Origin of the sequence: Corallococcus sp. CA049B (assembly GCF_003611685.1) — a bacterium.
GTDB classification, from domain to species: domain Bacteria; phylum Myxococcota; class Myxococcia; order Myxococcales; family Myxococcaceae; genus Corallococcus; species Corallococcus coralloides.
Map to the genome: position 1 here is coordinate 20190 of NZ_RAWC01000116.1, position 7591 is coordinate 27780.

The 7591-nt window shown below is 72.5% G+C and carries 6 protein-coding genes; 3 read left to right on the forward strand and 3 right to left on the reverse strand.

Features of this window, described 5'->3' with window-relative positions; all coding sequences use genetic code 11:
- Positions 1-102: 102 nt before the first annotated feature.
- A complete protein-coding gene (locus tag D7W82_RS23625) occupies positions 103-792 on the reverse strand; it encodes an SDR family oxidoreductase (protein WP_120620509.1) in 690 nt (229 codons plus the stop codon).
- 103 nt (positions 793-895) lie between these two features.
- On the opposite strand from D7W82_RS23625, the gene hemG reads away from it, so the two are divergent.
- The 3 genes from hemG to D7W82_RS23640 all read left to right on the forward strand — a co-directional run bounded on the left by hemG (position 896) and on the right by D7W82_RS23640 (position 4380).
- Positions 896-2296 (forward strand): protoporphyrinogen oxidase, encoded by a 1401-nt coding sequence (gene hemG / locus D7W82_RS23630; protein ID WP_120620510.1) that lies wholly within the window; start codon positions 896-898, stop codon positions 2294-2296.
- 255 nt (positions 2297-2551) lie between these two features.
- Positions 2552-3610: a sensor histidine kinase gene (locus tag D7W82_RS23635; protein ID WP_120620511.1), complete on the forward strand. Its 1059-nt coding sequence runs from the start codon at positions 2552-2554 to the stop codon at positions 3608-3610.
- Positions 3607-4380, forward strand: coding sequence for a LytTR family DNA-binding domain-containing protein (locus D7W82_RS23640; protein WP_120620512.1), 774 nt, complete (start codon positions 3607-3609; stop codon positions 4378-4380). The genes D7W82_RS23635 and D7W82_RS23640 overlap by 4 nt, the downstream gene beginning before the upstream one ends.
- A gap of 93 nt (positions 4381-4473) precedes the next feature.
- On the opposite strand, the gene D7W82_RS23645 is transcribed toward D7W82_RS23640, so the two are convergent.
- Both D7W82_RS23645 and D7W82_RS23650 read right to left on the reverse strand, forming a co-directional pair.
- Positions 4474-5940: a hypothetical protein gene (locus D7W82_RS23645; RefSeq protein ID WP_147439496.1), complete on the reverse strand. Its 1467-nt coding sequence runs from the start codon at positions 5938-5940 to the stop codon at positions 4474-4476.
- Between the two features lie 105 nt (positions 5941-6045).
- A complete protein-coding gene (locus D7W82_RS23650) occupies positions 6046-7533 on the reverse strand; it encodes a glutamate--cysteine ligase (protein WP_120620514.1) in 1488 nt (495 codons plus the stop codon).
- Positions 7534-7591: the final 58 nt, after the last annotated feature.

The window sequence follows — 7591 nt, forward strand, 5'->3', positions numbered from 1 at the left end:
GCAGGCAGGCGCCAGCGACGGCCTCGGACCCGGGGGCTGCCTGCCTGCCCCCGGGGGCCGGGGAGTGTTCACCCGGCGACAGTGACCCTGTCCTCCAGGCCACTACCAGGGCACCTCCGCGCCCTCGTAGTCGAAGAACCGGCCGGAGTGCTCCAGCGAGACGCTGTCGATGACCCGCAGCATCCCGCGCACGGACTCCTCCGCCGGCAGCGGCGCGTCCTGCCCGCCCATGTCCGTCTGCACCCAACCCGGATGCAGCAGCACGCACGCCAGGCCTTCGCGGCGCAGGTCGTTGGACATGGAGCGCACGCCCATGTTCAGCGCGGCCTTGGACATGCGGTAGGCGTACGCGCCGCCCTCCGTGTTGCTGGAGAGCGACCCCATGCGGGACGTGACGTGCGCCACCTTGCGCCCCGCGCCGTGCCGTAGCGCGGGCAGCAGCGCGGAGGTGATGCGCAGCGGCCCGAGCGCGTTCACCTCGATGGTGCGCGCCAGGTCCTCGTAGTCCAGCTCATGCAGCCCCACCCACTGTCCGGACACGCCCGCGTTGTTGATGAGCACGTCCACCGGCTCGCGGCAGATGCGCTCCGCGAACGCGTGGACGCTGTCCGCGCGGGTGACGTCCAACGGGTGGATCCTCAGGCGGCTCCCCGCCTCCAGCAGCAGCGGCTCCAGCCGGCGCGCCAGCTCCGGGGCACGCACCCCCGCATCCACCGTTTCTCCCCGCCGCAGCAGTTGCTGCACGAATTCGAAACCGATGCCACGGCTTGCTCCCGTGATGACATAGCGCATGCCTTTATTAACGCGCCGGGTGGCTCTCCTTGGCAAAGGTCTTGCCTTCGCACTAAGGCGCCCGGGGTTGCTCACCTCACGACAAGCTCGGGAGTAGGACGACATGACGGTCGCGGTCATTGGGGGAGGCATCACCGGACTGGCGCTGGCCTATCAATTGCGGGCTCGCGGTACTGATGCCGTGGTGCTGGAGTCGACGTCACGCGTGGGTGGAAACGTGCAGACCCACGCACGCGGGGGCTACCTGTTGGAGGCGGGGCCCAACAGCTTCCTGGACCGGGAACCCACGACGCGTGAACTGGCGGAAGCGCTGGGAGTGTCATCCCGGATTCGTCCGGCGGATGCGGCGGCGAAGAACCGTTACGTTTTCACCCGTGGTGCCCTGCGAGCCCTGCCCACATCGCCACCGGCCTTCCTGAAATCCGACATCCTCCCGCTTGCTTCCCGCCTGCGGGTGGTGGGGGAGCTGTTCAGCGGACGCAACCCCACGGGTGCGGACGAGTCCCTGGCCCAGCTGGGGCGGCGCCACCTGGGGCGTGAGGCGACGGCGGTGCTGCTGGACGCGATGCAGACGGGCACCTACGCGGGCGACCCGGAGCAGCTCAGCGCGGAGGCCACGTTCCCGCAGCTGGTGAAGTTCGAGCGGGAGCACCGCAGCCTCATCCTGGGCGCCATCCGTGCGCAGCGCGCGGCGCGGCAGGCGAAGGGCGCGGGCGCGGTGGAGTCAGGGCCCCGGCTCACCGGACAGATGAGCACGTTCGACGGCGGCCTGGGCGTGCTGGTGGACGCGCTGGCGAAGGCGCTGGGCGACAGCGTGCGCATGGACGCGAAGGTGGAGGGGCTGGAGCGCGCGGCGGACGGCTGGAGGGTGCGGTACCAGCAGCGGGGCCAGCTGTCGGAGCTGAGCGCGTCGCACGTGGTGCTGGCGGTGCCCGCGCACGTGGCGGCTTCGCTCGTGCGCCCGCTGGACGCGGAGCTGGCCCAGAAGGCGGACGCCATCCCGTACGCGCCCATCGCCGTGGTGCACCTGGGCTTCGCGCCGGGGACGGTGCCGAAGCCGGACGGGTTCGGGTTCCTGATTCCGGCGGTGGAGGGCACGGCGATGCTGGGCACCATCCACGTCTCCACCACGTTCCCCTTCCGCGTGGAGGGCGGGCGCGTGCTGCTGACGTGCCTGATGGGCGGCGCGCGGCGGCCGGAGGTCGTCTCCCGGGACGAGGACGCGCTGGTGGCGCTGGCGCGCGAGGAGCTGAAGGCGATGGCGGGGCTCACCGCGACGCCGGAGCTGACGGAGGTGTTCCGCTGGCCGCGCGGGATTCCGCAGTACACCGTGGGCCACCTGGAGCGCCTGGCGGCGATGGAGGAGCGGCTGAAGCGCTGGCCCGGCCTGCACCTCGCCGGCAACGCGTACCGGGGCGTGGGCGTCAACGACTGCCTCAAGGAGGCGGCGCGGCTGGCGGAGGCGCTGGGGGGGACAGCGGCGGGTGCCGCCCGGAGCGCCTGAGCGACCGCTCACCCCGGACTCGCGACGGCCGGGGGCAACCCTCCCTGGAGGGTCCCTGGGTCGATGCCAGAGTCCGTGGGCATGTTTCACGGACACTGGAGAAGCCCCCCATGTTCTCACTGCGCTCGCCGCTCCTGTCCATGCTCGCCGTCCTCTTCTTCCCCGCGCTCCTCGCCGGGGCGCTCGTCCTGGACCTGGTCCCCGCGCCCGTCCCCCAGCGCTAGGACCCGGGACGGTGTAGCCTTCCGCCTCCGCATGCAGGAGACGTCGTCGGAAGGCTCCATCGTTCGCGCCACGCTGCGCGCGCTCGTCGCGCCGTGGCGGCTGGCCCCCATCGTCCTGGTGTCCATCCCGCTGCTGGTGGCCCAGGTGCGCTGGAGCCTGGATCCTCGCGCGTTCTGGATTGGCCTCTTGCTGTGCCTGCTGTGCGTCGCGGTGGCGCCCGTGTCGTACCGGGTGCTGTTCCCGGAAGGGCTGGACCTGAGCCACGGCGGCATCCGCTTGCTGCTCTACGCGGCGGTGGGCAGCGGCGTGGTGCTGTCGGTGGGCTACGCCCTGCCGCGCGTCATGCTGATGCAGGACACGTTCCTGTCGGAGCCGTACAACCTGGCCATCTGCGGCGGCCTGTTCCTCGTCGCGGGCTGGGGGTTGGGGCGGGACATCGGCTTCGAGGAGACGCTGGCCCGTGAGCGCGCCCGCGCCACCCGCTTCGCCTGGGAGGCCGAGCAGGCGCAGCTGCTGGCGCTGCGCAGCCACCTGGATCCGCACTTCCTCTTCAACACGCTGAACGCCATCGCGGAGTGGTGCCGCGAGGACGGCGCCGTCGCCGAGGCCGCGGTGCTGCGGCTGTCCACGATGCTCCGCTCGGTGCTCGCGGGCGTGCGCAGCGTCACCTGGCCGCTGTCGCAGGAGCTGGAGCTGATGCGCACGCTCTTCGACCTGCACCTCTTGCGAGACCCGGACTTGTTCCAGCTGAGCATGGACGTGGCGGACGGGCTTTCGGACGTGCCCGTGCCGCCGCTGTTGCTGCTGCCGCTGGCGGAGAACGCGGTGAAGCACGGCCCGGCGGCCGGCCACCGGGGCCCGCTGAGCGTGGAGGTGGCCGCGCGCGAGGGGGCGGTGGTGGTGACGCTCGACAACCCGGGCGCGTCCAAGGGCCCGCGCGAGGGCAGCGTGGGCCTGCCCACCGTGGAGCGGCGGCTGGCGCTGGCCTATGGAGGCCACGCGCTCCTGTCCCTGGAGAGCGCCGACGGGCGCACCCGTGTCACCGTCACCCTGCCCCGCCAGGGCCCCCAACCCGGAGTCCTCACGTGAGAGAGCCCCTGCGCGTCCTCATCGCCGACGATGAACTGCTGGCCAGGAAGCGCCTGTCCCGCCTGCTGGCCGCGCTGCCGGACGTGAGCGTCCACGGCGAGGCGGTGGATGGGGACTCGGTGCTCGCGGCGGTGCGCGCGGGCGGCGTGGACGTGGTGCTGCTGGACATCCACATGCCGGGCCTGAGCGGGCTGGACGCGATGGCGCTGCTGCCGGAGGGCGGGCCCCACGTCATCTTCTGCACCGCGCACGCGGAGCACGCGGTGAACGCCTTCGAGCACGGCGCGGTGGACTACGTCCTCAAGCCCGTGGAGGCGGCGCGGCTGCAGAAGGCGCTGGAGCGCGCGCGGGCGCGGCTGCCGGCGCGGGTGAAGCCCGTCCCGGTGACAGCTCCGGCGTCAGCGGCGGAGAAGCCGGCGCTGACGCGGCTGCCCATCCCGACGCGGCAGGGGCTGGTGCTGGTGTCGCCGGACGCCATCTCCCACGCGTCGCTGGAGGACGAGCTGGTGACGGTGTTCACCGCGCAGGGCGACTACCTCACCGACTTCACGCTCAACGAGCTGGCGGACAAGCTGCCCCCGGAGCACTTCCACCGGGTGCACCGCCGCGCGCTGCTCAACCTGTCCCACGTGACGCGGCTGGAGCCGCTGGAGACGGGCGGATACCTGGCGCGCACGGCGCGGGGACACTCCGTGGAGGTGAGCCGCCAGTCCGCGCGCGAGCTGCGCCGCATGCTGGGCCTGCGCAAGGGCGCGGAGGACGAAGGCTGAGCGCGGCCGCCAGTCCGCGCCATCCACCGAGGACTGACGCCAGCAACGCCGGAGCGGGCACGGCGAAGCGCCCGGCTCCGGTGCCGTGCGCCTTCAGTTCCAGACGAACAGCCGGTGCACCTGCGCCGCGTCGTCGCCCAGCGTGTCCGTCAGGGCCTGCTTCGCGGGGCCGGGCAGCGCCACGCCGCCTCGCGCGCAGCGGGCCGCGTCCTCCACCGCGAAGGCGGGCGCGGCACAGAACGCGTCCTGCCAGCGCGACATGAGCGAGGCGAAGAAGGTCTGCTCGTAGCCACGCAGCTGGCCGTCCAGCCAGCCTTCCTTGTTGGGCCGCTCGAACTTCACGGGCCGCACGCCGCCGGGCTCGAAGGTGATGTTGTGCTCGTAGCCGGAGGCCTCCAGGGCGTTCTCCGCCTTCACGGCCAGCGGCGCGTGCCGCTCCTGGAGGATGCCCTGGGCCACCACCGCGAAGTGGTACTCCACGCCCCGCCGCTGCGCGTGGTAGTCGAACGAGCGAGACACGTCGCGGTACTTCGTCACCTCCACCGTCGTCTTGTACTCGACCGTCTTCTTCTGCTGGACGAGGCGCTTCTTCATCACGCCCTTGTCTTCGTAGGACTCCTCCACCGTGTACGGCACCTCCGCCGTCGCGGTGCGGTCCTCGTGGTCCGTGTACGGCACGCGCTCCGTCCACGGCGCCGTCAGCGTCACCGGCTCGCTGATGCGCCGCTCGCTCAGGCTCCCGGAGATGGTCATCGGCGCGTGGCGCTGGGACGCCTCCGAGTACCAGGGCGAGGCCTCGAACGCGCCCGACAGCCGCGTCATCAGGTACTGCACCACGTCGTTGCTGATGCCATCCACGGACACCTGCCACGTGGGCACGCCCAGCGCCTCCGGGAACATCCCCGCGCGGGGCGCGGACTGCTGGTAGTGCCCGCAGTAGCGCGACACCAGCTCCGCCCAGTGCTGCGCGCCGCCGGACAGCGACTGCTTCAGGTTCGCGCACGTCGCCGCGCCGCCCTGCGCCACCGCCTCCTCCATGTCGCGGCGGATGGGCGCCATCTCCGGGTGGGCCAGGAGCGCGCGCTTGCGGTCCAGGTGCGACTCCGCCGTCAGCGCGTGGCCCCGCTTCGCCTGCTCGATGATGAGCTGGCGCAGGTGCCGGTGCGTGCCCGCCATCTCCTCCAGGAGCGAGCTCTCCATGCCGCCATCCAGCTTGGAGTTCCACTTCACCTTGTAGGCGAAGAACTGCTCCAGGTTCGCCTCCGCGTCCTCGTCCCGCCCCTCCACCCGCGCCTGCCGCGCCTGGGTGAGCAGCTGCGACAGGCCGCGCCAGCGCAGGTCGTCCAGCGACGCGCGATACTCGGGGTTGTTCGGCTCGTCATTGAGGAGCTTCACGTAGACCTCGGCCGCCTCCACGAAGCGGCCCTTCTCCGCCAGGTCGTTGGCGTGGCCCCGGGTGGTCGAGCACGCGGCCAGTGCGCCCGCGCACAGGAGCGCCGGCACGAGGAAGGACCTCCGGCGGGCGCCGGAGCGGAACGAAGCAAGGAGCGAGGCAATCACGGGAACGGCACCCTTCAGCGCGAGGCACGAGGCCTCGCCAGCTGACCTTCAGGATGGCCGGATTATTCACCGCGACGGCCCCGTCCCGACAAGGCCCCCCAGCCTTCAGCGCTCCACCGGCCAGGTGTGCACCGGCAGCCCCTCCTCGGACAGCTCCAGGTAGCGCTCCAGCATGGCCGCCAGCGCGTCCTGGCGGGGCATCTGGGCCTCCAGCCGCTCCAGCACCGCCCGCTGCCAGCGCGCCCCGGTCCGCTGGAGCGCCACGCGCCGGGCGATGATGTCCAGGAGCCCCTCCGCCTCCGCCACGTCCACCCCGGCCTCCACCAGCCCGCGCCTCGCCACCGGCAAGAGCTGCTTCACCAGCTCCACCGCCGGCAGCACCCGGGGGCTGGGCGCGGTCTCCGCCGGCCACAGCAGCGCCGCGCCCAGGCCGTAGTGCGCCGCCTGCTTGAAGTTGCGCCGCGCCTGCCAGAAGGGCAGCGCCGGCAGCAGCGCGTCCACCCGCTCCGCGAGCCCCAGCGTCAGCCCCAGCAGGAACGCGCCGTTGGCCACCATGTCCACCGGCGTGGGGCCGGATGGCAGCGCGCGGAACTCGATGCGCACGTGGCCTTCGCCGTGCGGATCATAGACGGCCCGGTTCCACGCCCAGACCGTGCCCTGGTGCAGCCGCAGCTCCTCCAGCTTCGGCAGGCCCCCGGCGGCCACCACCTCCAGCGGGGACTCCTGCCCCATCACCGGCAGCAGCGCAGGGTGGAGCGCCACCGCCTCCGCGAACAGCTCGTGCGGGCCCTCGCGCACCCAGCCGTGTCCGAACGTCACGCGCGGGTGCAGGTGCGCGGCCTCGTCGCTGTCGCTGCGGTCGTCGGTGGCCTGCTGGAAGAGCGCCACGCGCGTCTCCTCCCACAGCCGCTTGCCCAGGAACACCGGCGAGTTGCCGCACGCGGCCAGCACCGGCCCGGTGGCCAGCTGCGCGGCGTTGTACACGCGCGCGAAGTCCTCCGGGGCCACGCGCAAGTGGAACTGGAGCGACGTGTTCGCCCCCTCCAGCGTCACGTCCTCCCAGGTGAGGTTGAGCGTGTCGTCGCCCGCGATGGCCACCTGGAAGGGCCCGCCGCGCCGCTTGCGGATGGCCGCGGACAGCGCCCGGTAACGCGGCTGCGGCGTGAGCGCGTTCTTCCCCAGGTCCGCCTGCCGCAGCGTGGGCAGGATGCCCACCGCCGCCACGCGCGCGCCCTCCGTGGCCGCCGCGCGCTTGAGCTCCGACAGCACGTCGTCCAGCTGGGCCTGGAGCCCTGTGAAGGGCCGCCCCGCGAGCAGCGAGGGGCGCAGGTTCATCTCCATGTTGAAGCGGTTGAGCTCCAGCGTCAGCCGGTCATCCTTCGACTTCGCCAGCACCTGCTGGTTCACCGGCAGCGGCGAACCCGCGCCGTCCACCAGCGCCACCTCCAGCTCCGCGCCCATCGTCACGGGCCCCTCGCCGAAGCCGGGGCGCCGGAGCACCTGCCGCAGCGCCTCCAGGCTCTCCGCGAGCCGCGCCACGAACCGCGTGTGCTCCTCCGGAGTGAACTCCTCCTGCTGGATGGCCAGTCCCATAGGCCCTCCACGATTGGCACGACGCGGCGCACCGGCTTCGGCGAGGGGCCCGTGACGA